This is a genomic window from Phenylobacterium sp. Root700 (assembly GCF_001429025.1).
Lineage (GTDB): Bacteria > Pseudomonadota > Alphaproteobacteria > Caulobacterales > Caulobacteraceae > Phenylobacterium.
Map to the genome: position 1 here is coordinate 6,563 of NZ_LMHT01000030.1, position 23,216 is coordinate 29,778.

The window sequence follows — 23,216 nt, forward strand, 5'->3', positions numbered from 1 at the left end:
GCATCTGGGGATACTTGCTGCTGGCCGGGTGGCTCGCCGCCTCGCCGGCCTATGCGGCGGGGCTGACGGAGACTCAGGCGCGGGACTTCGCCCGGCGTCAGGAGAACGCCTGGAACGCCCGCGACCTGACGAGCTTCTTCGCGATGTTCACGCCCGACGCGGTGTTCATCGACCAGACGCGGACGCCGAAGGGCGAGTTGATCCCCTATGGCCAGTCCGACCTGGCCAAGGCCAAGGCCCAGACCCGCAAGTTCCTGGCGACCGCGACCTCGGTCGAGCGCGGGGTGGTCGACACGGTGGCGATCGCGCCCGGCGGCGCCAGCGCCAAGCTCACCGGCCGCGAGATCTCCACCATCCAGACCGGCGGGCGGACGCGGAAGGTCTGCGCGAACACCGAGCAGACGCTGGTGCTGCGCGGCGGCGCGATCCGCTCGAAGGGCCAGACCGATACGGTGACGCGCTGCCGCTGAGGCGGTCAGAACATGTCGTCAGGTTCGCGGCGCGGCTTGCGGCGGGGGCGTTCCCACATGACGCCGGGATAGCCCTTCAGGGGCGCGAGCGGCGCGCCGTCATAGGTCCAGTCGGCCTGCTCGTGGATCGACATGTGATAGCGCGGCTCGCGGCCGGTGCGCGCGCTGAACAGGGCGCGGGGGATGTTGACCATCTGCGGCGAGCGGGCGCGTTCGTAGAACAGCGGGGTTCCGCAGCGGGCGCAGAAGCTGCGGGTGGTCCCGGCCTCGACATCCTCGAACCGGGTGATGTGCTCGGCCCCCTGCACGACGCGAAAGCGGCTGCGCCAGCTGCCGACATAGGTGGCGTAGGCGCTGCCCTGGGCGTGGCGGCTGGCGGCGGAATGGTCGTGCCAGGCCCAGCGGGCCGGGACGTCGATCTCCAACCGCACCTGGCCGCAGACACAACTGCCGGGCGCCTGGACCGCCGAGGCTTTTGCGGTCTTTAGGGCGGTTGTGGCGCGGCGCATGGAGAACCTCGAACTCTGGAGCCCCCCGACTAGACGGCGAGCGCCGGCGTTTATCCAGCCTCGCCAGGTCGGAAATTTTCTGGCCCGATGTCGAGAACGCGCCGCCTGTTCCGACCTAACCCTGAAGGCGCGCATTTCGCGCGCCGCAGCGAAGGAACCAGGACCATGAAGTACATCCTGATGATGCAGGGCAAGATCGCCGACTGGAAGGCCCAGAACAGCACGACCTGGCCGCCGGGCGCCTTCCAGGCCCATATCGATTTCCTGATCTCCCTCAACAAGACGCTGACCGAGAGCGGCGAACTGGCCTCGGTCGTGGCCCTGACCAGTCCCGAGGACTCCCGGATCGTGCGCGCCGGGCCAGGCGGCCAGCCGGCGATCACCGATGGGCCGTTCCCGGAGGCCAAGGAGTTCCTGGCCGGCTACTGGATCGTCGACGTCGACAGCCACGAACGCGCCCTGCAGATCGCGGCTGTCGCCTCGACTGCGCCCGGCCCCGACGGCGCGCCGATGAACATGCCGATCGAGGTGCGGCCGGTGATGGGCGCGCCGGGTGAGGAGATGTGACCAGCCTGCTGCGCGAACTAGCGCCCCAGGTGCTGGGCGCGGTGATGCGGCGCTATCGCGACTTCGCGGCCTGCGAGGACGCGGTGCAGGAAGCGCTGCTGGCCGCGGCCGGACAGTGGCCGAGGGACGGGACGCCGCAGAACCCGCGCGGCTGGCTGATCCAGGTCGCCTGCCGCCGCATGAAAGATCACCTGCGCAGCGAGACCGCGCGGCGCCGTCGCGAGGCGGCGGTCGCGCAGGAGAGCGACCAGCAGGTCATGCAGGACGAGACCGACCCGAACCAGGACGACACCCTGGTCCTGCTGTTCATGTGCTGCCATCCGGCCCTGACCCCATCCTCGGCCATCGCCCTGACCCTGCGCGCGGTGGGCGGCCTGACCACCGCCGAGATCGCCAACGCCTTCCTGGTTCCCGAGGCGACGATGGCCCAGCGGATCAGCCGCGCGAAGCAGGCGCTGAAGGCCTCCGGCACGCCGTTCGATACCCCCGATGCGCGGGACCGCGACCAGCGGATGGGGTCGGTGCTGCAGGTACTCTACCTGATCTTCAACGAGGGCTACGCCTCCAGCATCGGCCCGGACCTGCAGCGCAGCGACCTGGCCAATGAGGCGATCCGGCTGGCCCGCGCGGTGCGCCGCCTGGCGCCCGATGACGGCGAGGCGGCGGGCCTGCTGGCGCTGATGCTGCTGACCGACGCGCGGCGGCCGGCCCGGACCACGCCCGAGGGCGCGCTGGTCCCGCTGGCCGAACAGGACCGGACGCTGTGGGACGGGCGGGCTGTCGCCGAGGGGGTGGCGCTGATCTCCGAAACCCTGCCGCGCGGGATGGTCGGTCCCTATCAGATCCAGGCGGCGATCGCCGCCGTGCACGACGAGGCGGCCAGGGCGCAGGACACCGACTGGCCGCAGATCCTGGCGCTCTACGGCCTCCTCACGCAGATGTCGGACAATCCGATGGCGGCGCTCAACCACGCCGTCGCCGTGGCGATGGTGGAGGGTCCGCGCGCCGGGCTGGAGCAGCTGGCCGCCCTGGACGGGGCGCTGGCGGGGCACCACCGGCTGGCCGCCGTCCGCGCTCACCTGCTGGAGATGGCCGGGGAGCGGGAGGCGGCTGTCGCCCACTACCTGACGGCGGCGGGGCGCACGACCAGCCTGCCGGAACGGAACTACCTCAACCTGAAGGCCGCCCGGCTTGGCGCGTCCGTCTAGAGGGCGACGCTGGGTCAATCTTCCTCTGCCTGGGCCGCGAGGTCTAAGACTATGGGCAACAACAGGGAGAGAACATCATGGCTCAAGACACCCAGCTGGCCGGCAAGACCGCGTTCGTGGCCGGCGGCTCCAGCGGCATCAACCTGGGCATCGCCAAGCGGTTCGCCGCGGCGGGCGCCAATGTCGTGCTGATCAGCCGTAGCCAAGAGAAGATCGAGGCGGCGGCCAAGGAGGTCTCCACCTTCGGCAAGCCGGCCATCGGCATCGCCGCCGACGTGCGCGACTACGCCGCCGTCGAGGCCGCGCTGAAGCGGACCTTCGACGAGTTCGGCCCCATCGACATCGTGCTGTCGGGCGCGGCGGGCAACTTCGTGGCCCCGGCGCTGGGCATGAGCGCCAACGGCTTCAAGACCGTGGTCGACATCGACCTGATCGGCACCTTCAACGTGCTGCGCGCCTCGTTCGAGTTCCTGCGCCGGCCGGGCGCCTCGCTGATCTCGATCACCGCCGGCCAGGCCGAGCGCGCCTCGCTGTTCCAGGCCCATGTCTGCGCCGCCAAGGCCGGGATCAACATGCTGACCAAGTGCCTGGCGCTGGAGTGGGGACCGGCCGGGGTGCGGGTCAACGCCATCTCGCCGGGCCCCATCGCCGACACCGAGGGCATGGCGCGGCTGGCCACCACGCCGGAGGCCGAGGCGCGGGTGAAGGAGCGCAACCCCATGCGCCGCTACGGCACCAAGGACGAGATCGCCGACATGGCGCTGTTCCTGTCGTCGGACCAGGCCGCCTACGTCAACGGCGCGATCGTGCCCGTCGACGGCGGCAGCGGGGCGGGCGACGCCTCGGGCAATGCGCTGGCGAACTACGCCTAAATCTGCGCGTCATCGTCCCAGAGCCGGCCGCGGCGGCGAGAGTCGTCGCGGACCTGCCCATTTTCAAAGGGACGGATTTCAAGATGAAACTCTATTCGGGCGACCTCAGCCCCTACTCCGCCAAGGTGCGGATGCAGATCTACGCCAAGGCCATTTCTGACATCGATATCGAACTGCCGCAGGGCTTCCTGACCGGCGAGTTCCACAAGACCTCGCCCCTGGCCCGCATCCCGGTGCTGGACCTGGGCGGCGACATCATCCCGGAGTCCGAGGTGATCTCGGAATATCTGGAAGAGCTCTATCCGCAGCCGCGCCTGCTGGGGGCCAGCCCCAGGGAGACCGCGCAGATCCGCACGGTGTCGCGGATCGCCGACATCTACCTGATGAACAACATGTTCATGCTCGGCGGCCAGACGCGCAAATCGACCCGCGACGCCGCCGTCGTCGCCCTGCTGAGCGGCCAGGTGATCCGCGGGGTTAAGGCGCTGGAGCACTATATCGGCGTCGATGGCTTCGCCGTGTCGGGACGGCTGACCATGGCCGACTGCACCCTGGTCCCGGCGCTGTTCCTGATCGAGAACGTGCTGCCGACGGTGGGCGTCGAGAACCCGATCCCGAACTCGCCCAAGGTCGCCGCCTATTGGGCGGCTATCCAGCAGAACGAGCACGCCGCCAAGGTGCTGGTCGAACTGCATCGGGGCCTGGTGGAGCGGCGCGAGCTGATCGCCAAGATGGCGGCCAAGGCCAAGGCTTCGGCCTAGGCGCGCCCTACCGCCGGCGTCGCGTGGTCGGCGGGATTGTAGAAGAGACCCAGCTTCAGGCTCTCGCCGATACGCGCGGCGCGGGCCTGAAGCGCCTGGGCGATCTCGCCGGGGAACATCTCGTCGGTGGTCTGGCCCCACAGGACCAGCCAGCGGTCGAACATCGACGGGGTGATCGGGTTGCGGCGGTGGGCGATCATCGGACTGCCGGTGAACCGCCCAACGCCCAGCAGGGCGCTCGACCAGAACAGGGCGATATGGTCGAGGTGGTGGTCCCAGTCCTGAACGGCCGCCTCGAACACAGGGCCAAGCTCGGCGTCCTGCCGAGCGCGGGCGTAGAACCGGCCGACCAGCTCACGGATCGAGGCGGGGGTGAGGGCGGGCGCTTCAACAGACATGCCGCCTAGATAGTCCTTGGCTAAGGCCGGGAGAAGGGCGACGGCTCCGGACACCCGGTTGGGCGCATTCAAGGGGTGAAAGGCGCCAAATCACGCCGGTGTCGAATTTTGTCATCGGGCGATGACTTTTGTCATCAGGCGATGACAAATGGCCCTGGCGACCGCCGCCAATCGCGTCGCCGCGATGGCCGAACTTGCCCAAAACCGTTGAAATGCAGCGCCTCGAAGGCCGGATCTTGCGATTCGCCGGCGCCTTTAGGCCACCGCGAGGCTTTTTCAAGGCCACTAAGACGAGGTGTGACTGACCGGTCACACCCTTTCGCCGACCGGCGAAATGCGAAGGCCCAAACCATTGTGACAGTGGCGCGACAGGCATAGGTCCGCTGCCTCTTCAGTACCCAAGGACAAGAAAATGAGAACTCAACTGATCGCTTCGGCCGCCGCCGTCGCCCTGTTCGCCGTCGCCGGCGCCGCCCAAGCCCAAACCGTCGGCCACGTCGGCGCCAACTACGGCCGCGTTGAACTCGACGCCGGCGCCCTGGGCGACACCGACGCTGACGCCCTGCAACTCGAAGGCGCCGTGCGCTTCGACGCCGGCTCGCTCGGCGCGCAAGTCGACGGTTCGGTCCAGAACTTCGACGCCGATGGCGGCGACGCCACCGTCTGGTCGGCCACGGGCCACCTGAACAAGAAGCTCGACGGCGGCCTGATCGGCGGCTTCGCCGGCGTGAGCACCAGCGACGACGTGACCCTGTGGGCCGTCGGCGCCGAAGCTCAATTCAACGTCGCCCCCTCGACCACCCTGTACGGTCAAGTTGGCTACGGCCAAGCCGAAGACCTTGCCGACGCCGACCTGTGGGCTGTGAAGGGTGAAGTGCGTCACTTCTTCACCGACAACTTCAAGGTTCAAGGCGCCGCCGGCTACACGAAGGCCGACACCAAGGGCGCCGACTTCGACATCTGGAACATCGGCGCCGACGCCGAATACCAGTTCGCCAGCACCCCGTGGAGCATCACCGGCGGCTACGAGCACGGCGAGATCGACGACCTCGACCTGAAGTCCGACACCTTCCGCGTCGGCCTGCGCTACACCTTCGGCGGCACCCTGCGTGATCGCGACCAGTCGGGCGCCTCGCTCGGCTCGGCCTCGAACCTGTTCGGCGGTTCGCTGGGCCAAGGCGTGATCGCCGCGGTCGGCGCGTTCTAAGAACGTCCGTCTGATCGTCTAGATCGACAAGAGCGCCCCCGGCTTTCCGGCCGGGGGCGCTTTTTCGTGCCCACTTGCCGCGAAAGGCCGTGGGGCCTACACCCCGCCCCCTCTAGATTGGCGATCAGGAGAGCAAGATGGACGTCAGAGACAGCAACGGCGCGCTCCTGGCCGACGGCGACTCCGTCACCCTGATCAAGGACCTGAAGGTGAAGGGCACCTCGGTCACCCTGAAGCGCGGGACCATGGTCAAGAACATCCGCCTGACCGGCGACGAGGGCGAGATCGAGTGCCGGGTCGAGAAGGTCCGCGACCTGGTCCTAAAGACCGAATTCGTGAAGAAGGCTTAGGGCCTCAGATGCTCCCCCGCTGGGGGAGCTCCTGGCCTCTTTGGCCGGGTGAGGGGGACTTTGACTCCTTCAGCATNGTCGCGCTTGGCGCGCCACCTCCCCCAACGGGGGAGGATCTAGGGAGCGCTAGCGGATCGCGGCGATCTCGTAGAGGAAGTCCACATAGCTCATGGTCGCGCCGACCAGCCCCTCGACCTTGGGGTTGGAGGACTCGATCACGTAGTACTCGTTCGGCGCATGGGCGCCGCTGCCGTGGCCGAGGCCGAACTGGCCGGCCGGCAGGTTGACCGGGGCGGAGGTGAACACCGCGCCGGGCCACGACCCGGCCAGACGCGGATAGATCGTCGTCTTGGCGCCCAGCCGCTTATAGGTGTTGAGCTCGGCCTTGATCAGGCGGCTGTTCTCGTCGGTCTCGGTGGGGTCATAGCCGCCGCTGACCTTGACCTCGACGTCCTGGAAACCGCGCTTGTCGAGATGGGCGCGGATCTTGGCGACCGAGTCCTCCATGGTCTGGTTGGGCACCAGGCGGCTGTCGATCTTGGCCACCGCGCGGCCCGGCAAGACGGTCTTGCCGCCCGGCCCGGTATAGCCGGCGACCAGCCCCTCGATATTCATCGTCGGCTGCGAGGCGAGTCGCTCCAGGGCCTTGTCCCAGGAGAGGTCGTCGATCCAGTGCTCGACCCCCAGCGCCTTCTTGGCGTCGGCCTCGCTCAACTGCCGGCCGGCGAGCGCCAGAAGTTCCTTCTCGCGGGCGGTCAGCGGCCGGACCTTTTCGAAATAGCCGTCGACGACGGGCGTGTTGCCATCCGGCGAGACCAGGCTCTGGAGGGCCTGGACCAGGCGCCACGCGGGACTGTCGACCCGCGCCTTCTCGCTGGAGTGAATGTCGGTCTTGGGACCACGGCCCCACTTGGCGCCGCTGGCGATCAGCTCGAACTCGATCACCCCCTTGGCGCCCAGGTTGACGGTGACGCCGCCGTCGCTGGGGCTCTGCCAGCCGGCCGGAATGACTACGCCTTCGCATTTCTTCAGGGCGGCCAGCACGTTCGGCCGGGTGACGATCTGACGGAAATGGGGACTGCCGATCTCCTCCTCGCCTTCGCAGATCAGCACCAGGTTCACCGGCAGCTTGCGGCCCGCCGCGCGAATGGCGTGCAGGGCGGCCAGGAAGGTGGCTTCCGGTCCCTTCTGGTTCACCGCGCCGCGGCCGACGATCACCTTGCCGAAGCCTGGCTTGTCGACGACCTGCGCCTCCAGCGGCGGCGAGCTCCATTCGGCCGGGTCGTACTGCTTCACGTCGTACATGAAGTAGATGCCCATCCAGCGCTTGGCGCCGACGTCGAGGGTGGCGAACACGCCGGGATAGCCGTCGGTGGGGACCTTCTCGATCTGCTGGAAACCGGCGTCGCGGGCCAGGGCCATCATGTAGTCGGCGCCCTTGTCCATGTCGCGGTCCTCGGCGGCGATGGACGGCAGGGCGATCCAGTCCTGGATGCGCTTGACCGAGGCGCCGTAGCCCTGCTCGGCCGCCTTGCGGATGGCGCTCATGTCGCCGCTGGCGGCGAAGGCCAGGCCCGGGCTGAAGAGGGTGGCCGCGGCGGCGCCCGTGGTCAGCAGCGTGCGGCGGCTTTGAATAAGGCGCGAGCCTTGTTGTTCGTGCGACATCCTGATCCCCAAGACACAACCTGGGCTATAGGACGGCGATATTGGCGAGGCGACAAGCGCCTATGGCGCGGCCCGGCCGCGCGGCGTCAGACGTTCTGCACGACCGTCGAGTTCAGGCTCTGTTCGAAGTCCATGAAGATGTCGACCAGTTCGTCCACCGGCACGCGCTGGAGCTGCTGGGGCGGGAAGCGGTAGCGCCAGAAGCTGGCCACATGCTCGATGCCGCTGAGCCGTTCGCCCAGGCTGTAGAACATGGCCGGCGCGCGCAGCAGGAACTCGCGGAAAGCGGCCGCCTCGCTCTGCATGGTCATCGACGCATAGGCCTTGTCGTAAACGGCCAGCGACTCGGTCACGCTCTCGACGGCGTTGAAGATCCAGCCGCGCAGGTCGACCTTGATCTTGGCGATATAGGCCTTGTCCTCATAGTCGACATTGCCCATTGGCCGGATGACCGCGATCTCGTTCAGCACCTCGCGGATACGCGGAAGCAGGTCGCGCAGCTGCCATTTGTAATAGAGGAACGCCTTCCAGCAGAAGACGCCCTCCTGGAACTGGCGGGCGTCCATGCTCATCACCCGGCGCAGGGGCTCCAACTCGACGCTGTTGGAGTCCGACAGGATCTTGTTGAGAAAGGTCGCGGCGTGGGTGGAGAAGGCCAGGTCGGTGCCGAAGGACATCTGGACCAGCGGCTCCAACTCGGCGCGAGCGGATTCGAACATCCGCTGCAGGTCGGCGTCGGAGACGTTGAAGTAGCAGGACGCCGGCGTAAATCCGTTGGTCTTCAGGATTTCGCGCATCAGGAACGGGTCCAGCGATGGCAGGCGGTCGATGACCTCCAGGACGTTGCGGTCGCGCCGGCCGACCTGCAGGTCGTCGCCGAACGAGACGGAGACCACCTCCTCGAAGTTCTTCTGACCGACAAACACGAAGCGGGCGCCGTAGCGCAGTTCGCGCTCGGCGATCGGCAACAGGATCTTGGTGGCGTTCTGGACCGGATAGTCGAAGAGGTCGGCCTCGCCGCCGCGGATCCGGTGCTTGACCACGATGCAGCGGTTCAGCAGCGCGTTCTTGAAGAAGGGGTTGGCTTCGTATTCCTGCTTGCCCGCCTCGCGCAGGGAAATCTGCCAGAGGTTCAGCACGCGGGAGGTGGCGGCGCTCTTCTTCAGGAACTCGAGACTGCGATACGAACGGTCCCGCGCCACGCGTACAAATCCCCTGAAACCGCTCTACTGCGGCGCAGTCCTCGCTTTACACAACAATTGGCAGCGGGGTGTTAACTATCTGGGCCGATCAGACCCGAAGATCGACGCCTGGGCCGGGGTCGCCGTCGAGCGGCTGCGAGAGCACGACACGGGCGTCGTCGGCGAGCCCGGTGTCCCGCAGGGCCTGGGCGTAGAAGGTCGCGCCCTGCTCCGTCATGGGCGGCGCGCCTCGGTTCCAAAGCCCCGCCCCTAGATAATGGTGTTCCACTCTGAACATCGCCGGCCCTTCCGTACGATCCCGTACGCACAGGGTGGCCCTCGATAGTTAGCGAGACCTTAAAATATACCGAGTTAGCTGAACAACGTTCGTTGATCAGTCTCTATAGCTTGAGAAACGTGCGCGCCCTGCCCGTCTGACGCGCAGGCGAAAGCCCTGCGATCAGACGGCGGACGGCGACGTGGCCCTAGGCGGTGGTCGCGGCGGAGGCCGGCATCGGCATCGGCGAGCCCGGGGGGCGGCCGATCCAGATCTGGCCGGAGCGGGCCATGACCTGCCCCGCACCGTCGAACAGGGCGACGCCGGCGAAGTGCTTGCGGCCCTCGACCTCACGCGCCCAGGCGACGACGACATAGGTCTCGCCGGCCTTCGGCTTTTTCAGGACCTCGCCGGCCATGGTGCCCAGCAGGCCCACCGGCGCCCCGGCCTTGATCCACCAGGCCATCGAGCCCGAGCAGTCGAGCGCGCCCCAGGTGATCTCGTCGGGAATGGTCCCGTCGGCGTCGGCGAAATTGGCGTGCGGGGTCCAGATCCCGGCGCAGTGGCCGAGCGGCGCGCCGTCGATCTGGCCCACATGAACGCCCAGCCCCTCGCCGGCCTCACGTTCGATGCAGCAGGAGAAGCAGCCGCGATGCAGGGACTTCGCCGCGAACTGGCCGGCGGCGGCGAAGGCCCGGGCCTCCTCGATGCTCGGCGTCGCGGGCGGCGGGGTCGGGATCTGGCTGTCGTCGGCCGGACGGGCCGAGCCCATGACCACGCCCTCGGCGTTGACCAGCGTCACCGCGCCGTCCTCGCCCGGTTGCAGGGTCACGGCGGTGTCGAGCGGGACGCCCGAGCGGAGCATGGCCACGCCACGTCCGCCGACGGCGTTGGACAACACGCCGCAGATATAGCCGCCATTGGCGGTGAAAGGAGGCCCGCGAAATTGGCGGGGNCATCATGGCCCAAGCACGGGCCGTGAGGGAAGCGTGACGCAGGGGAAAGACCTGCCTTCACCGTGGAACCGCCACGCTTGTCCGGGGTTGAAACCACAGCACCCTAACCCGGGAGGCCGTGATGAATATCGATATGAGCGACCGAACCGCCGTCGAACGGCGACTGTGGGACGAGATCGAACGCCATCAGGTCGGCATGCTGGGCGTGGTCGGCGGGCCCGAACATCACACCCAGCCGATGACCGCCTTCGTCGAGCCCGACCGCGAACAGATCTGGTTCTTCACCCGCGTCGGCGCCGATCTGGCCCGGCAGGCGGGCGATGGCCATCCGGCGATGTTCGTCTTCCAGCAAAGGGAATTGCAGGCCTGCATCGCCGGCGAGCTGTCGCTGCAGCACGATGTGCTGCGGATCGCCAAATACTGGAACGCCGTGGTCGCCGCCTGGTACCCGCAGGGCAAGGACGATCCCAGCCTGACCATGATGCGGCTGAACTGCACGGACGCCGAGGTCTGGATCTCGCAGGTCGGACCGGCGCGCTTCGCCTGGGAGATCGCCAAGGCCAACGCGACCAAGCATCAGCCCCACATCGGCGGGAAGGCGAACCTGCACTTCCACTGACCGCGCCCCTGTGGCCGGTCGCCGCCAGGGAACCCGGTGATGGGATTGGAGTCGGCTGCAAGGCCGCTGGGATTCGCAAAGCCTATACTTCATTCGATTGGTTAAACCGCAGAACCGAAGCGGCCTGACGCCAGTCATCACGCGTTGTTCATCGCCCGATTTTTATTTTGCGACTGACCTCGCGAAGATGTGTCGTCTTCTCGACAGTCTTGGAGGGCGAGCGCCGATAGGTTGGATGGGAAGCCCATAAGGCGACGTTTCGATTCCCCGATGCAAAGGCCCGGTCGTTCGGTGCAAAATCGCTTACTGGCGGCGCTCCCCCCCGAAGATTACGGGCTGGTCGCGCCGCACCTGACACACATCGACCTAGAGCGGGGGAGGATGTTGTACGAACCGGGCGACCGGGTCGATGTCGTGTACTTCCCGCACGACGGCGTGATCTCGCTGATGACCTTGATGGAGAACGGCGCGGCGATCGAGAGCGCCACCATCGGCCGCGAGGGCGCGCTGGGACTCCGCGCCGCGGTGGCCCCTCGGCAATCGCTGTCGCGGGCGATCGTGCAGACGCCGTGCCGCTGCGCGCGGATCGGCGCCAGCCAGCTGCATGAAGCCTGGGCCAGGAGCCCGCGTATTCGCGAACTGATCGACTTGCACACCGAGGCCCTGTTCAGCCACGCCAACCAGTCGGTCGCCTGCAACGCCCTGCATTCGGTGGAGGCGCGGTTCTGCCGCTGGCTGCTGACCTGCCAGGACCGAATCTCCACCAACACCGTGGCCCTGACCCAGGAGTTCCTGGCCGACATGCTGGGGGTGCAGCGCACCACCGTCACCGCCGTGGCCCGCACCCTGCAGAAGCGCGGCCTGATCCGCTATCGGCGCGGGGTGGTGGACATCGTCGACCGCGACGGCCTGAAGACGCTGAGCTGCGAGTGTTACGAGGTCGTGCGCCGACACTATGAGCGCCTGCTGCCCGAGGCGGGCTGAGGCGGCGCGACACCCCCCGCCGATGTCATCCCGGAACGCCGCAGGGCTTGTCCGGGATGACATCGGGGGCGCGCCTTAAAGCGAGAAGGTGAGCCGCGCGGTGACGCCGGAGCTGGTGTCGAGCTTGAAGTCGCCGCGCACCTGGGCGGCCAGGCTGCGGACGAACCATAGGCCGAAACGCTCGCGGGCGGCGGGCGAGGCCGGGTCGAACCCATGCCCGTCGTCGATCACCGCCAGCTCGTAGCGCCCGGCCTCGGCTACGGCCAGGCAGATGCGCACCACGCCCTGACGGCCGCCGACATAGCCGTGGGCCAGGGCGTTGCCGACCAGTTCCTGAATGATCAAGGCTAGCGTCGAGGCGGACTGATCGGGCGCCAGGATGGGGGCGACCTCAATGGAGATTTCGGCCTGCTCGGCGCCGGCGCGGCGCCGCCAGACCGGGGTCATCTCGTCCAGATAGCTGCAGAAATCGACGCCGCCGTCGCGGCGGTGGCGCTCGAGCGCGCCGAGCGAGCCGATCGCGTCGGCCATCCACACCAGTTGACGGCGGGCTTCAGGTTCGCCGGCGCGCTGGCTGCGCATCCGCGCCAGGGCCGACATGAGCTGAAAGGTGTTGGCGGTGCGGTGGCGCAGCTCCTCGGCGCGCGCATCGTCCCGGCAATCGTCCGTCATCGCTGTAGCCGCCCCACGCCACGCACACTGAGATCAAGTAGATCGCCGCCAACGCTCACCGTCGGTCGGAGACACAACAGATGTCTCAGGAATTCACACAGTAGGCGGCGAATTCGCGCCGCGAAAGTTGAATACTACTCTTTTAAGATGAACGACTTAACCCACATCGCGCCGCCGCTTACGCTCATGCGCCCTTGGGGGCGGCGAGCGCGAGGCTGGCGGCCACCCCGAGGATGAAGCCCAGCTCGAAGACTTGCTCGACCCCGCCCAGCACGTCGCCGGTGTAGCCGCCGAGCAGGCGCCGCGCGGTCAGCGCCAGGGCCACGGCCAGGACCGCGCCGACCAGCACCGCCAAGATCACCACGCCATCGGGCGAGAGGGCCAGCGGCAGGCCGGCGACAGCCAGCGCGGTCAGCACCTCGGCCAGGCTGAGATCGCTAGGCGAGGGCTTCCACTTGCCGGTCTTGGCGTCGCCGACATAGGGCAAGGCCCGCATGGCCAGCACCGAGGCGCCGCGCCCGGCGCCGTGGGCGGCGACCAGGGCCCAGGCGCCGAGCCCAGCCGGCAGGGTGGCGAGCGCCGCAGCCTTGACGGCGAGCGTCAGGCCCAGCGCCAGGGCGCCGTAGGTCCCGATCCGGCTGTCCTTCATGATGGTCAGGCGCTTGGCCACGGTCGTGCCGCCGCCCAGGCCGTCGGCGGTGTCGGCCAGGCCGTCCTCATGGAAGGCGCCGGTGATCAGCACGCCGGCGGCGATGGCCAGCAGGGCCGGGAGCCAACCGCTCCAGATCTGCGAGGCGGCCCAGAACACCGCCGCGCAGGCGCCGCCGACCAACAGGCCGACCAGCGGGAAGTAGCGGGCGCTGCGCGAAATCCAGTCCGGTTCGAACCCGTTCAGGGCCGGGGTGGGGATGCGGGTCAGGAACTGGACCGCGCAGAGGAAGAGCTGGAGCTGGCGCAGCATCAGAGCCGTCCGGCCAGGACGTCGTCGAGACTGGCCACCTCGGTGAGCAGGCCGGCGGCGGCGCGGACCAACGGCAGGGCCAGCAGCGCGCCGGTCCCCTCGCCCAGGCGCAGGGAGAGGTCGAGCAGGGGCTCGGCGCCGAGCGCCGCCAGCATCACCTCGTGGCCGCGCTCGGCCGAGCGGTGCGCGAAGATGCAGTAGTCGGCGCAGGCGGGGTCGAGGCGGATGGCGACCAGGGCCGCGGCGCTGACGATGAAACCGTCGACCAGGACCGGCAGGCGCGCGGCGGCCGCGCCGAGGATGGCGCCGGCGATCATGGCGATCTCCAGCCCGCCGAACTGCGCCAGGACCTCCAGGGGATCGGTAACCGGCGTGCGGGCGGCGGCGGTTTCCAGCACCGCGCGTTTGCGGGCCATGCCTTCGGCGTCATGACCGGCGCCGGCCCCGATGCTCTCAGCGAGCGGCGCGGGGCCGAGGCGATGCAGCAGCAAGGCGGCCGAGGCGCTGTTGCCGATGCCCATCTCGCCCAGCGCCAGGATGTCAAAGCCGTCGTCCTGGGCGCGGCGGGCGACAGCCGCGCCGCGAGCCAGGGCGGACTCCACTTCTTGCGCGGTCATGGCCGGGCCGAGGGCGGCGTTGCGCGTGCCCTTGCGCACCTTGGCGTCGATCAGCAGCGGATGGGGGGCGAGGTCGGCGGCGACGCCGGCGTCCACGACCTTGACCTCGGCCCCGACCGCGCGGGCGAAGGCGTTGGCGCTGGCCCGGCCGGCCAGCAGGGTGGCGACCATGGCGGTGGTGACGGCCGAGGGATAGGCCGAGACCCCGGACTCCGTCAGGCCGTGATCGCCGGCGAAGACCAGCAGCAGGGCGCGCTCGTAGCTGGGGTTCGGGCGGCCGGCGATCAGGGCCAGACGGACGGCGAGGTCCTCAATGCGGCCCAGCGCGCCGAGCGGCTTGGCCTTGCCGTCGACCAGGGCGCGGTAGGCGGCCTCGTCGGTACGGTCGAGCGGAGCGATGGCAGGTCGCGACGTCATGGTCGTGGCTCCAGACCGGCGATCGACGCCAGGAGGGGGATGTCGAATTGCTGTTCCAGCCGTTCGGCGATCTCGTCCAGCGCCGCATCGACGCGGACCGCCTCGTCGACGCCGTCGGAGGCCGCGCCGAGTTCAGCGAGGAAAGCGGCGCGCGCCGAGGCCAGGCCAAACAGGCCGTGGACATAGGCGCCCGACACCCGCCCGTCGGCGGATATCGCGCCCTCGCCGGCCCCGTCGTCACGGATCAGCAGCGGGCGTTGCAGGGCGGGACCTTCGGTGCGGCCGACATGGATCTCGTAGCCTTCGAAGGCGCCGCCCGAGGCGAGGCGACCCGAAGTTGGGCGCAGCACCTTGTCGCCGGTCAGCACGGTGGCGAGGTCGAGCAGGCCAAGGCCTGCGGCCTGGCCGGGCGGGCCCTCGACACCGTCAGGATCGCTGATCGTGGCGCCCAGCATCTGGAAGCCGCCGCAGATCCCCAGCACCCGGCCGCCGCGCCGGACATGGGCGGCGATGTCGATGTCCCAACCCTGGGCGCGCAGGAAGGCCAGGTCTCCGAGCGTCGCCTTGGTGCCGGGCAGGATGACTAGGTCGGCGTCGCCGGGCAGCGGCGTACCCGGCGGCACGAAACCGAAGTCGACCTCCGGCTCTGACCGCAACGGATCGAAGTCGTCGAAATTGGCGATGCGCGAGAGCAAGGGCGCGACGATCTTCACCTTGCGCCGCTCACGGCCGCCAAGCTGGTCCAGCACCACCGCATCCTCGGCGGGCAGGCGGCGGGCGGCGGCGAGCCAGGTGGCCATGCCGCAGTCGGGCCAGCCGGTGCGGCGCACGATCTCGGTCCGGCCGTCGTCGAACAGAGCCGGATCGCCGCGGAACTTGTTGATCAGGAAGCCGGCGATCATGTCGCGATCTTCCGGCTCCAGCACCTCATAGGCGCCGACTAGGGCCGCGATCACGTGGCCACGGTCAATGTCGCCGACCAGCACCACCGGCACGCCTGCCGCACGGGCGAAGCCCATATTGGCGATGTCGCCGGCCCGCAGATTGATCTCGGCCGGGCTGCCGGCCCCCTCGACGATGACCAGGTCGCTTTGCGCTTCCAGGATGCGGAAGCTCTCCACCACCACATCCAGCAGGCTGGCCTTGCGGTCCTGGTAGGCGGCGGCCTTCCAGGTCCCGGCCATCTGGCCGCGCACCACCAGCTGGGCGCCGACATCGCTCTGGGGCTTGAGCAGCACCGGGTTCATATGGACGGTGGCCGGCGTGCGGCAGGCGATGGCCTGCAGCGCCTGGGCGCGGCCGATCTCGCCCCCATCGATGGTGACGGCGGCGTTGTTGGACATGTTCTGCGGCTTGAACGGCCGCACGCTCAGGCCGCGATTGGTGAACAATCGGCAGAGCCCGGCGACCAGCACCGACTTACCGACATCGGAGCCGCAGCCCTGGATCATCAACGCGGCCATGCCAGGCCTCCCAGGATAAGTGCTGCGGCGAGGATCGCGCAGGCGCGCAGATAGAGCCTAAGCCCCTGGTGCAGGTCCAGAGGCGATGGGCGCGGGCCGTCCCCGAAGGTGGGGCGGTCGTGGGCCACGCCGTCATAGCTGGCCGGGCCGCCGAGTTGGACGCGCAGCGCCCCGGCCATGGCGGCCTCGGGCCAGCCGGAGTTGGGCGAGGCGTGCTTGCCCGCGTCGCGCAGCATGGTCGCCCAGCCGCGTCCGGCGACCAGGGCGATCAGGGCGCCGGCGATGCGGGCCGGAATCAGGTTCATCAGGTCGTCGGTGCGGGCGGCGGCCCAGCCGAAGCAGCGATAGGGCTCTTCGCGGTGGCCGATGATGCTGTCGGCGGTGTTGACGGCCTTGTAGGCGAACAGGCCCGCGAGGCCGCCGAGCAGGAACCAGAACAGCGGCGCGACCACCCCGTCGTTGAAGCTCTCGGCCAGGCTCTCCAGGGCGGCGGCGGCGACGCCCTCGCGGTCGAGGGTCTCGGTGTCGCGGCCGACGATCATAGCGACGGCGGCGCGGGCGGCGGGGAGATCGGCGGCCCCGAGCGCGCGGCTGACGGCGGCGACGTGGTCGTAGAGGCTGCGGGCGGCGAGGCCGAGAGAGCCGAGCAGCGCGGCGAGGATCACGGCCGGGCCGGCGAGCAGGTGGTCGAGCAGCAGACCAGCGCCCGCCGCCGATCCGGCGACGATCAGCAGGGTGGCGAGGCCCGCGATGCGGCGCGGCAGGTCGCCACCGTTGTTCAACCGCCGCTCAAGCGCGTGCAGCTGCCGGCCGATCCAGGCGACCGGATGGGGCACGATGGCGTGCAGCCTGCGCGGATAGCCGGCCACGCCCTCCACCGCCGCGGCGGCGAGGACCAGCCAGGGATCAGCCGCCACGCCCGACGATCTCGATCAGCGGGCCGCCGGCGCCCTCGATGACGCGGGCGCGGACGCCGTAGGCGAGCGCCATCACTTCGGGCGAGAGAGCCTCCGCCGGCGGTCCATCGGCCAGCACCTTGCCGGCCGCCATCACGATGATCCGGTCGGCGATGCGCGCGGCCAGCGACAGGTCGTGCAGGGTGACGATCACCCCCCTGCCCTGCTCATGGGCCATGGCGCGGAAGAGGTCTCCGGCGTCGAGCTGGTGGCCGGGGTCGAGGCCGGTCAGCGGTTCATCGGCCAGCAGCCATTCGGGGTCGCCGGCCAGGGCGCGGGCGATCAGCACCCGGCCGCGCTCGCCGCCCGACAGCGTGGTGACGTCGCGGTCGGCGAGTTCGGTGACGCCCGCCGCCTCCATGGCGCGGTCGATGGCCGCGCCGTCCTCCAGCGACAGCCCGCTGGAGCCGATGAAGGGCGTGCGGCCAAGACCCACGAGGATGCGGGCCTCCACCGCCCAGGCGACCTCCGGGGTCTGCGGAATGAAGCCGATGCGGCGGGCGCGGGCGCGGGCGTGCATCGACAGCACGTCGACGGCGTCCAGGCGGACATGGCCGGCGCCGGGTTTGCGCAGTCCCGCCAGGCAGGCGAGCAGGGTCGACTTGCCGGCGCCGTTGGGACCCAGGATCGCGGTGACCGTGCCCGACTGGAAGGTCGCCGCCACGCCGGCCACCACCGGCTTGCCGCCGAGACGAACCTGGATGTCGTGGGCGCTGAGCGTGCTCATGCGATCCTCCGGCGAAGCGACAGCAGCAGGGCGAAGAAGAACGGCCCACCGAGCACGGCCATGGCCACGCCCAGCTTCACCTCGCCGGCGGCGGGGGTCAGGCGCACGGCGATGTCGGCGGCCAGCACCAGCACCGCGCCGCCGATGGCGCTGGGGATCAGCAGGCCGCCCGGCCTGGCGCCGACCAGCGGGCGCAGCAGGTGCGGCACGATCAGGCCGACGAAGCCGATAACCCCGGTGACGGCGACGCTGGCGCCGGCGGTCAGGGCGACGCCGATCGCCAATGTCCAGCGGGTGGCGGTCATGTTGACGCCGAGCGAGCGGGCGCCGGTCTCACCCAGGGTCAGGGCGTCCAGGCCCCGGCCGATGAACATCAGCATCACGCAGCCCGCCGCGATCAGCGGCAGGGCCATCTGCACCTCGCCGAGGCTGCGGTCGGCCAGCGAGCCCATCAGCCAGTTGATGATCTCGTTCACCGCCCAAGGGTTGGGCGCGAGGCTGAGCGCCAGGGCGACGCCCGCCCCGGCCATGGTCTGGAGGATCACGCCGGCCAGGATGAAGGTGACGATGCTGGAGGCCTGGCCCGACAGGGCCAGCAGCAGCATGACGGCGATCAGGGCGCCGATCATGGCGGCGCCGGCGATCACCCAGGGCTCGGCCGCGCCGGCTCCTAGATAAAGGGTCAGCACCGCGCCCAGGGCCGCCATCGAGGAGACGCCGAGCGCGCCCGGATCGGCCAGCGGGTTGCGGGTGTAGCCCTGCATGGCCGCGCCCGACATGCCGAGCGCAGCGCCGACGCCGATGGCCAGGATGGTGCGCGGCAGGCGCAGTTCGAAGATGATCGCCCAGCGCGGGTCGCTGTGATCCGTCCACGCGCTGAATGGCGCCCAGACCCGGCCAGCGGCCATGCTGACCATCGACAGCAGGAGCGTCAGCCCGATCAGGGCGGCGATGGTGGTCTGGCGGCGGCTCATGCGCGGGCCTCCTTAGCGCGAACGGCCAGGGCGCCTTGCCGGGCGCGGACCAGCATCTGCGCGGTCTGGATCAGCACCGGCCCGCCGCAGAAGGTCAGCTGCTGCGGGAAGCTGGCGCGGTGCATGCGGTGGGCGACACGCGACAGGGCCGGATGGTTCAGGACCCGGTCGGCCCAGGTGGGCGCGCCGGGCTTGGTTTCGCCGGCCAGCAGCACGTCGGGCGGATCGGCGATCAGGTTTTCCAACGGCACGTTGCCGGTGCGCTTGAGGCCATAGCGCGAGGCGGCGTTCTCGAACCCGGCGCGGCGCATCATGTCGTCCATCAGGGTTCCCTGGGCCGAGGCGAAACCGCCGGACTGGTAGATCAATGCGGTCAGTTTCGGGGTCCCCGGCGGCGGCGCGGCGGCGGCGACTGCGGCCTCGATCCTGGCGACCAGGGCCTCGCCGCGCGCCGGACGATGGACGGCGCGGGCCACCTGGCGCACCTGCTCCAGGCTCTCATCGACCGTATTGGGCACGCCGAACAGCTCGGCGCGAATGTTCAGGCGCTTCAGCGCCGCGCGGGTGGCGGGCGAGGAGTGGCGGCCGGTCAGCACCAGGTCGGGCCGCAGGGCCAGCACCTCCTCGGCGCTCTCATGGGTGAACGGGAAGCTCCGCCCCAGCTCACCGAGGCTGGAGCTGGAGGGTTCGTGCGAATAGTGGCTGAGCGCGGCGATCTGGGCGCGGTCGGCCAGGTGGACAAGGATCACGTCCAGGCAGGGATTGAGCGAGACGATGCGGTGAGGATCGCTCCCCGCAGCCCCGCCAAGCCCCACCACGGCGCCCGAAGCGAGCACTGAGCGCCGGGTGATCCTCCAGCTCAAAAGTCGATCCCGCGCTGGGCCTTGATGCCCTGCTCGAACGGATGCTTGACCAGGGTCATCTCGGTGACGAGATCGGCGATGGCCAGCAGCTCCGGCTTGGCGTTGCGGCCGGTGATGACCACGTGCTTGTCGCGCGGCCGGGCGTTGAGGTCAGCGACCACCTTGGCGATGTCGAGATAGTCGTAACGCAGGGCGATGTTCAGCTCGTCCAGGATCACCAGGTCCAGCTCGGGATCGTGCAGCATCTCGACCGAGGTAGCCCAGGCCGCTTCGGCGGCCGCGATGTCCTGGGCGCGGTCCTGGGTGTCCCAGGTGAAGCCCTGGCCCATGATCTCGTAGCGGACCTGATCGGGGAACTTCTTGAAGAACTGCCGCTCGCCAGTGATCCACTTGCCCTTGATGTACTGGACGATGCCGACCTTCTGGTTCCAGCCCAGGGCGCGGGCGACCATGCCGAAGGCGGCCGTCGACTTGCCCTTGCCGTCGCCGGTGTGGACCAGCAGCAGGCCAGGCGCCTCGTCGGTCTTGGTGGCCATCAGCTCGTCGCGTTCGGCCTTCAGCGCCTGCATGGCGGCCTTGTGCTCGGCGTTCTTGGCGTCTTCTTGATCGCTCATCGGCGGGAGCCCTCCAGGGCGGCTTGCAGTCTGGGCCAGTCTTTAGGTTTCGGCAGGCCGAACCTGAGCCAGGTCGGCTGATCGGGAAAGGGCCTGGTCAGCACGCCGCCTCGCGCCAGGGCGGTGAAGCGGCGCGCGGCGTCGGGCGTGGCGGCCAGGCGGAACAGCGAGGTCCCGCCGAGAATGTCGAAGCCGGCCCTCGTCAGCATCGCGTCCAGGCGCGCGGCGTCCTTGGTCAGTCGCGCGGCGGCGGCCTCGCGCCAGGCGCTGTCGGCGTAGGCGGCCGTGCCGGCGGCGATGGCCTCGGCGCTGACCGGCCAGTCGCCGAACTGGGCGCCGATCCGCGCGGCCAGCCCAGGCTCGGCGATCACAAAGCCCAGCCGCACCCCGGCCAGGCCATAGAATTTGCCGAACGAGCGCAGCACGATCAGCCGGTGGCCGGCGCGGGCCGCGACGCTCAGTTCGGGCGCGGTCTCGACGAAGGATTCATCGACGATCAGCCAGCGATCGCCCGGCTCCAGATCATCGTGGCGGGCGCCGTCGGGATTGTTCGGATTGACCATGACCACGGCCTCGCTCGCCACGCCGGCGAGCTCACCCGGCGCCACGCACTGGACCTTGGCGCCGGCCAGCCGCCAGGCCTCGGCGTGAGCGCCATAGGTCGGCGAGGCGATGGCGACCGAACGCGCGCCCAGCAGGCGGGGCAAGGCGCGCAGGGCGGCCTCGGCGCCCGGCACGGCGGCGACACGGTCGGGGGTGACGCCGAAGGCGGCCGCGGCGGCGGCCTCCAAGGCGGCGATCTCGTCCGGATCAGGCAGCCGCGTCAGGCTGGCGGCGGTGGCCCGCGCCCCTTTCCAGGGACGCGGGTTGATACCCGTCGACAGGTCGAGCCACGGGGCGGGCGCGTCGGGAAACGCGCGCCGCGCCGCGGCCAGCCGGCCGCCGTGACGGAGGAAGTCCTCCAGGTTCGGATCAGAACTTGGCGCGGACACCGACATGGGCCCCACGTCCCGGCGAACCGTAGTTGCGGGTGGTCTCGTAGCTATCGTCGAAGGCGTTCTCGACACGGCCATAGACCTCGAACGTCTCGTTGACCGGATAGGACGCCCGCAGATCGACCAGGGTGTAGCTCTGCAGGACGTAGGAGTTCGCGGCGTTGTCGAAGCTGGCGCCGACATAACGGATCGCCGCGCCGAGCGAGGCGTCGTTGGTCCAGGTGTAGGTCGCCTGGATGTTGGCCTGATGCTCGGGCCGGCGGGTCAGATGCTTGCCGCGATTGGCGTTACCGACCGAGTCGTTCGTCGTGTCGGTCCAGGTGTAGTTGGCCAGGACCCGCAGCGGGCCAAGATCGGCCGAGCCTTCCAGCTCCAGCCCATGAGCCTTGGTGCTGGCGGTGTTGGCGTAGGCGCCCGAGCGACGAACGCCCCTTACGAAGCACAGCGGATTGGTGGTGGTGGAGGTGCAGGAGACGAAGTCGATCTGGTTAGTGGTGTCGCGGTCGAAATAGGTCGCGCGAACCATGAAGCGGTCGAGGACATGCTGCTCGATCCCGGCGTCCCAGCCGTCGGCCTCTTCCGGGGCGAGGGCGGCGTTCCCGTACTCGCTGTAGAGTTGGTAGAGGGTCGGGGCCTTGAAGCCCTGGCCGAAGCTGGCGCGCAGGACCGTATTCCCGTCATTGAGCGACCAGGCGGCGGCGAGCTGGCCGAGCGTCTTGTCGCCGAAGGTGTCGTGGCTGTCGCGGCGCAGGCCCGCGGTCAGGGTCAGGCCGGTGAGGACCTCGCCCTGGACCTGGGCGTAGAGGCCGTCGATCCCGGTCTTGGCGGTGGTCGGCTTTGGGTTGGGGGTGAGGGAATTGGGCGAGGCCGTCCGCATGTCGGAGTTCTCGCTCTCCCCGCCGAAGGTGGCGGTCCAGGCGTCGCTGATCGTCCAGACGCCTTGGTACTCCCAGCGCTTGTTCTCGCCGCGCGCGTCGAAGGTGACGTCGGTCATCGCCTGGTTGGGGTTGAAGTTCTGGCGGTTGGTGCGGGTGTAGCCATAGGCGACGCGGTTTTGCAGGGTGCCGTCGAAGAGGTCGAAATTGACCGCCGCGTAGCCGACGAACTCCTCGGTCTCGCCGTATTCCGGGGTGTCGCCGAAGGAGAAGTTCGGGGGCGGGAAGCCGTCGAAGTTGTTCTTGCCCTTGGAATAGACGCCGCGCAGGTCCAGCGAGATCGCGTCGGTGGCGCGGACCACGGCGCGGCCGCTGAAGCCGGTGTTCTCGTAGCCGTCCTTTTCCTTGCCCAGGCGATAGGAGGAGACGCCGTCGGTTTCGTAACGGCCGCCGGCCAGGCGCCAGGTGACGCGGTCGGTCTTGCCGCCGGCCGCCGCGCGCAGATAGCCCGTGCCCATCGATCCGCCCTCGGCGGTGAGGTTTGCCTCGAAGGGGGTCTCGGCTTCCTGGGTGATGATGTTGACGACGCCGCCGATGGCCTGGCTGCCCCACAGGGTCGACTGGGCGCCGCGCAGGATCTCGATGCGGCCGATGTCGCCCGACAGCAGGTTGGAGAAGTTGTAGCCGCCGCCCGAGGTCGAGGGGTCATTGAGCTTCACGCCGTCGATCACCACCACGGTCTGGTCGCTCTCGGCGCCGCGGATGCGCAGCGAGGTCGAGCCGCCGACGCCGCCGTTGCGGGAGAAGGAGACGCCAGGCGTCTGGGCCAGCAGGGTGGAGACGTCGACGCTCTGGGCGGCCTTGATGGCCTCGCCGCTGACGACGGTGATGCTTTGGCCGACGCGGTCGGCTTCCTGCGGCGAGCGGTTGGCGGTGACCACCAGTTCGCTGACGCTGGCCACGGCGACGGGGCTCGCGCCCTGGGCCAGGGCATGGGTGGAGAGGCCGCATAGGACGGCGGTGGTGGCGTATAGAACGGTCTTCATCGGGTATCCCCC

25 protein-coding genes are annotated in these 23,216 nt (G+C 69.4%); 8 read left to right on the forward strand and 17 right to left on the reverse strand.

Annotated elements, in window-relative coordinates; genetic code table 11:
* Positions 1 to 475 precede the first annotated feature (475 nt).
* On the reverse strand, positions 476 to 979 hold the full coding sequence (locus ASE02_RS14985) for a GFA family protein (protein ID WP_056735348.1): 504 nt from the start codon (positions 977 to 979) through the stop codon (positions 476 to 478).
* A gap of 165 nt (positions 980 to 1,144) precedes the next feature.
* Between ASE02_RS14985 and ASE02_RS14990 the strand changes: the two genes are divergently transcribed.
* The 4 genes from ASE02_RS14990 to ASE02_RS22675 all read left to right on the forward strand — a co-directional run bounded on the left by ASE02_RS14990 (position 1,145) and on the right by ASE02_RS22675 (position 4,387).
* Positions 1,145 to 1,546 carry a YciI family protein gene (locus ASE02_RS14990; RefSeq protein WP_056735349.1) on the forward strand — a complete coding sequence of 134 codons (402 nt, stop codon included), beginning with the start codon at positions 1,145 to 1,147 and terminating at the stop codon, positions 1,544 to 1,546.
* On the forward strand, positions 1,543 to 2,754 hold the full coding sequence (locus ASE02_RS14995) for an RNA polymerase sigma factor (RefSeq protein WP_056735350.1): 1,212 nt from the start codon (positions 1,543 to 1,545) through the stop codon (positions 2,752 to 2,754). Before ASE02_RS14990 ends, ASE02_RS14995 begins: the two co-directional genes overlap by 4 nt.
* Before the next feature lie 77 nt (positions 2,755 to 2,831).
* Positions 2,832 to 3,626 (forward strand): SDR family oxidoreductase, encoded by a 795-nt coding sequence (locus ASE02_RS15000; RefSeq protein ID WP_056735351.1) that lies wholly within the window; start codon positions 2,832 to 2,834, stop codon positions 3,624 to 3,626.
* A gap of 83 nt (positions 3,627 to 3,709) precedes the next feature.
* Positions 3,710 to 4,387, forward strand: coding sequence for a glutathione S-transferase family protein (locus tag ASE02_RS22675; RefSeq protein WP_056735352.1), 678 nt, complete (start codon positions 3,710 to 3,712; stop codon positions 4,385 to 4,387).
* Here the strand turns inward: ASE02_RS22675 and ASE02_RS22680 are convergent.
* On the reverse strand, positions 4,384 to 4,785 hold the full coding sequence (locus ASE02_RS22680) for a group III truncated hemoglobin (protein ID WP_056735353.1): 402 nt from the start codon (positions 4,783 to 4,785) through the stop codon (positions 4,384 to 4,386). The two genes, ASE02_RS22675 and ASE02_RS22680, sit on opposite strands and share 4 nt — an antisense overlap.
* A gap of 412 nt (positions 4,786 to 5,197) precedes the next feature.
* Between ASE02_RS22680 and ASE02_RS15015 the strand changes: the two genes are divergently transcribed.
* Together ASE02_RS15015 and ASE02_RS15020 are read left to right on the forward strand one after the other, a co-directional pair.
* Positions 5,198 to 5,992: an outer membrane protein gene (locus ASE02_RS15015; RefSeq protein ID WP_056735354.1), complete on the forward strand. Its 795-nt coding sequence runs from the start codon at positions 5,198 to 5,200 to the stop codon at positions 5,990 to 5,992.
* Between the two features lie 116 nt (positions 5,993 to 6,108).
* On the forward strand, positions 6,109 to 6,342 hold the full coding sequence (locus ASE02_RS15020; protein WP_304438362.1) for a zinc ribbon domain-containing protein YjdM: 234 nt from the start codon (positions 6,109 to 6,111) through the stop codon (positions 6,340 to 6,342).
* A gap of 126 nt (positions 6,343 to 6,468) precedes the next feature.
* On the opposite strand, the gene ASE02_RS15025 is transcribed toward ASE02_RS15020, so the two are convergent.
* From ASE02_RS15025 to ASE02_RS15035, 4 genes are all read right to left on the reverse strand, one after another.
* Positions 6,469 to 8,007, reverse strand: coding sequence for a M20/M25/M40 family metallo-hydrolase (locus ASE02_RS15025; protein WP_056735356.1), 1,539 nt, complete (start codon positions 8,005 to 8,007; stop codon positions 6,469 to 6,471).
* 86 nt (positions 8,008 to 8,093) lie between these two features.
* Positions 8,094 to 9,209: a hypothetical protein gene (locus tag ASE02_RS15030; protein ID WP_056735357.1), complete on the reverse strand. Its 1,116-nt coding sequence runs from the start codon at positions 9,207 to 9,209 to the stop codon at positions 8,094 to 8,096.
* A gap of 88 nt (positions 9,210 to 9,297) precedes the next feature.
* A complete protein-coding gene (locus ASE02_RS23185) occupies positions 9,298 to 9,426 on the reverse strand; it encodes a hypothetical protein (protein ID WP_255354047.1) in 129 nt (42 codons plus the stop codon).
* Positions 9,427 to 9,673: 247 nt separating this feature from the next.
* Positions 9,674 to 10,420: hypothetical protein (locus ASE02_RS15035; RefSeq protein WP_235536712.1), on the reverse strand; the 747-nt coding region annotated here is incomplete at its 5' end.
* Between the two features lie 134 nt (positions 10,421 to 10,554).
* Here ASE02_RS15035 and ASE02_RS15040 point away from each other — a divergent pair.
* Both ASE02_RS15040 and ASE02_RS15045 read left to right on the forward strand, forming a co-directional pair.
* Positions 10,555 to 11,040: a pyridoxamine 5'-phosphate oxidase family protein gene (locus ASE02_RS15040; RefSeq protein ID WP_162257182.1), complete on the forward strand. Its 486-nt coding sequence runs from the start codon at positions 10,555 to 10,557 to the stop codon at positions 11,038 to 11,040.
* Positions 11,041 to 11,310: 270 nt separating this feature from the next.
* Complete coding sequence (locus ASE02_RS15045) at positions 11,311 to 12,024, forward strand: Crp/Fnr family transcriptional regulator (protein WP_056735360.1); 714 nt, start codon at positions 11,311 to 11,313, stop codon at positions 12,022 to 12,024.
* A gap of 75 nt (positions 12,025 to 12,099) precedes the next feature.
* Here ASE02_RS15045 and ASE02_RS15050 read toward each other — a convergent pair whose 3' ends face one another.
* From ASE02_RS15050 to ASE02_RS15100, 11 genes are all read right to left on the reverse strand, one after another.
* Positions 12,100 to 12,696: a sensor histidine kinase gene (locus ASE02_RS15050; RefSeq protein WP_056735361.1), complete on the reverse strand. Its 597-nt coding sequence runs from the start codon at positions 12,694 to 12,696 to the stop codon at positions 12,100 to 12,102.
* Positions 12,697 to 12,880: 184 nt separating this feature from the next.
* Entirely contained in the window at positions 12,881 to 13,657 is a 777-nt protein-coding gene (gene cobS, locus ASE02_RS15055; RefSeq protein ID WP_056735362.1) for an adenosylcobinamide-GDP ribazoletransferase, read from the reverse strand.
* The gene (gene cobT / locus ASE02_RS15060) at positions 13,657 to 14,691 is read right to left on the reverse strand and encodes a nicotinate-nucleotide--dimethylbenzimidazole phosphoribosyltransferase (RefSeq protein ID WP_056735363.1); all 1,035 of its coding nucleotides are present in this window, start codon (positions 14,689 to 14,691) and stop codon (positions 13,657 to 13,659) included. The genes cobS and cobT overlap by 1 nt, the downstream gene beginning before the upstream one ends.
* Entirely contained in the window at positions 14,688 to 16,154 is a 1,467-nt protein-coding gene (locus tag ASE02_RS15065; RefSeq protein ID WP_056735364.1) for a cobyric acid synthase, read from the reverse strand. The genes cobT and ASE02_RS15065 overlap by 4 nt, the downstream gene beginning before the upstream one ends.
* Positions 16,142 to 17,071, reverse strand: coding sequence for an adenosylcobinamide-phosphate synthase CbiB (cbiB, locus tag ASE02_RS15070; protein WP_056735365.1), 930 nt, complete (start codon positions 17,069 to 17,071; stop codon positions 16,142 to 16,144). Before cbiB ends, ASE02_RS15065 begins: the two co-directional genes overlap by 13 nt.
* A complete protein-coding gene (locus tag ASE02_RS15075) occupies positions 17,061 to 17,837 on the reverse strand; it encodes an ABC transporter ATP-binding protein (protein ID WP_056735366.1) in 777 nt (258 codons plus the stop codon). The genes cbiB and ASE02_RS15075 overlap by 11 nt, the downstream gene beginning before the upstream one ends.
* Positions 17,834 to 18,811 (reverse strand): iron ABC transporter permease, encoded by a 978-nt coding sequence (locus ASE02_RS15080; RefSeq protein WP_056735367.1) that lies wholly within the window; start codon positions 18,809 to 18,811, stop codon positions 17,834 to 17,836. The genes ASE02_RS15075 and ASE02_RS15080 overlap by 4 nt, the downstream gene beginning before the upstream one ends.
* Positions 18,808 to 19,674, reverse strand: coding sequence for an ABC transporter substrate-binding protein (locus ASE02_RS15085; protein WP_235536714.1), 867 nt, complete (start codon positions 19,672 to 19,674; stop codon positions 18,808 to 18,810). Before ASE02_RS15085 ends, ASE02_RS15080 begins: the two co-directional genes overlap by 4 nt.
* Positions 19,671 to 20,288 carry a cob(I)yrinic acid a,c-diamide adenosyltransferase gene (gene cobO / locus ASE02_RS15090; RefSeq protein WP_056735368.1) on the reverse strand — a complete coding sequence of 206 codons (618 nt, stop codon included), beginning with the start codon at positions 20,286 to 20,288 and terminating at the stop codon, positions 19,671 to 19,673. The genes ASE02_RS15085 and cobO overlap by 4 nt, the downstream gene beginning before the upstream one ends.
* Positions 20,285 to 21,286: a threonine-phosphate decarboxylase CobD gene (gene cobD / locus ASE02_RS15095; RefSeq protein ID WP_056735463.1), complete on the reverse strand. Its 1,002-nt coding sequence runs from the start codon at positions 21,284 to 21,286 to the stop codon at positions 20,285 to 20,287. The genes cobO and cobD overlap by 4 nt, the downstream gene beginning before the upstream one ends.
* Positions 21,261 to 23,204 (reverse strand): TonB-dependent siderophore receptor, encoded by a 1,944-nt coding sequence (locus tag ASE02_RS15100; protein ID WP_056735369.1) that lies wholly within the window; start codon positions 23,202 to 23,204, stop codon positions 21,261 to 21,263. The genes cobD and ASE02_RS15100 overlap by 26 nt, the downstream gene beginning before the upstream one ends.
* Positions 23,205 to 23,216 lie beyond the last annotated feature (12 nt).

Coding starts and splice junctions, on each gene's coding strand:
- cobS (WP_056735362.1), bottom strand. CDS start 13,657: ATGCTGCGCCAGCTCCAGCTCTTCCTCTGCGCGGTCCAGTTCCTGACC.
- ASE02_RS23185 (WP_255354047.1), bottom strand. CDS start 9,426: ATGACGGAGCAGGGCGCGACCTTCTACGCCCAGGCCCTGCGGGACACC.
- cobT (WP_056735363.1), bottom strand. CDS start 14,691: ATGACGTCGCGACCTGCCATCGCTCCGCTCGACCGTACCGACGAGGCC.
- ASE02_RS15015 (WP_056735354.1), top strand. CDS start 5,198: ATGAGAACTCAACTGATCGCTTCGGCCGCCGCCGTCGCCCTGTTCGCC.
- ASE02_RS15080 (WP_056735367.1), bottom strand. CDS start 18,811: ATGAGCCGCCGCCAGACCACCATCGCCGCCCTGATCGGGCTGACGCTC.
- ASE02_RS15025 (WP_056735356.1), bottom strand. CDS start 8,007: ATGTCGCACGAACAACAAGGCTCGCGCCTTATTCAAAGCCGCCGCACG.
- ASE02_RS22675 (WP_056735352.1), top strand. CDS start 3,710: ATGAAACTCTATTCGGGCGACCTCAGCCCCTACTCCGCCAAGGTGCGG.
- cobD (WP_056735463.1), bottom strand. CDS start 21,286: ATGTCGGTGTCCGCGCCAAGTTCTGATCCGAACCTGGAGGACTTCCTC.
- ASE02_RS14990 (WP_056735349.1), top strand. CDS start 1,145: ATGAAGTACATCCTGATGATGCAGGGCAAGATCGCCGACTGGAAGGCC.
- ASE02_RS15045 (WP_056735360.1), top strand. CDS start 11,311: ATGCAAAGGCCCGGTCGTTCGGTGCAAAATCGCTTACTGGCGGCGCTC.
- cobO (WP_056735368.1), bottom strand. CDS start 20,288: ATGAGCGATCAAGAAGACGCCAAGAACGCCGAGCACAAGGCCGCCATG.
- ASE02_RS14985 (WP_056735348.1), bottom strand. CDS start 979: ATGCGCCGCGCCACAACCGCCCTAAAGACCGCAAAAGCCTCGGCGGTC.
- ASE02_RS22680 (WP_056735353.1), bottom strand. CDS start 4,785: ATGTCTGTTGAAGCGCCCGCCCTCACCCCCGCCTCGATCCGTGAGCTG.
- ASE02_RS15000 (WP_056735351.1), top strand. CDS start 2,832: ATGGCTCAAGACACCCAGCTGGCCGGCAAGACCGCGTTCGTGGCCGGC.
- ASE02_RS15065 (WP_056735364.1), bottom strand. CDS start 16,154: ATGGCCGCGTTGATGATCCAGGGCTGCGGCTCCGATGTCGGTAAGTCG.
- ASE02_RS15100 (WP_056735369.1), bottom strand. CDS start 23,204: ATGAAGACCGTTCTATACGCCACCACCGCCGTCCTATGCGGCCTCTCC.
- ASE02_RS15075 (WP_056735366.1), bottom strand. CDS start 17,837: ATGAGCACGCTCAGCGCCCACGACATCCAGGTTCGTCTCGGCGGCAAG.
- ASE02_RS15040 (WP_162257182.1), top strand. CDS start 10,555: ATGAGCGACCGAACCGCCGTCGAACGGCGACTGTGGGACGAGATCGAA.
- ASE02_RS15050 (WP_056735361.1), bottom strand. CDS start 12,696: ATGACGGACGATTGCCGGGACGATGCGCGCGCCGAGGAGCTGCGCCAC.